The sequence below is a fragment of the Haloferax sp. KTX1 genome, assembly GCF_902410085.1.
In the GTDB taxonomy this organism is placed as follows: Archaea; Halobacteriota; Halobacteria; order Halobacteriales; family Haloferacaceae; genus Haloferax; species Haloferax massiliensis.
The window spans coordinates 1-400 of sequence record NZ_CABPRH010000314.1 but is presented as its reverse complement, the minus strand read 5'-3'; the positions used below and the strand labels follow the sequence as shown (position 1 = coordinate 400).

1 protein-coding gene and 1 pseudogene are annotated in these 400 nt (G+C 61.2%); one reads left to right on the top strand and one right to left on the bottom strand.

The window, feature by feature from the left end; all coding sequences use genetic code 11:
- Positions 1-105: pseudogene (locus FY251_RS23285) on the top strand (alkylhydroperoxidase); the annotation flags it as partial.
- A 25-nt stretch (positions 106-130) separates the two neighbouring features.
- Here FY251_RS23285 and FY251_RS21990 read toward each other — a convergent pair.
- Positions 131-298 carry a zinc ribbon domain-containing protein gene (locus FY251_RS21990; protein ID WP_014039328.1) on the bottom strand — a complete coding sequence of 56 codons (168 nt, stop codon included), beginning with the start codon at positions 296-298 and terminating at the stop codon, positions 131-133.
- Between the last annotated feature and the right edge of the window lie 102 nt (positions 299-400).

The window sequence follows — 400 nt, the reverse complement described above, 5'->3', positions numbered from 1 at the left end:
ATCTGGGACATCGGCAGCGTCGCCGCCTTCTTCAACCTCTCGAACCGGCTGGCACAGCTCGCCGACATCCGTCCGAACGACGAGTTCTACGATCTGGGCCGCTGACTCGGGGCTTAGTGGCACCCCAACCTCACGCTGCTTCGGCCGGCCGCACCGCCCCAGCGCCACACTCCGGACAGGTCAGGTCCTCGACTGTCGCCACGCGCTGTGCGAACTCGGTCCCGCAGTCGTCACAGCGGAACCGGTAGTGCTGGTCCCCGGAGCCGAACAGCTCGGAGACCGTGTCAAGAACACCCATACTATGTACTCACTATCCGGAGCCCCCAAAATCTTCCGGCTGAGATACATCTCCGCCGGGATTTGATACATATAGCATACATCACAGCGCGTATCTATACAC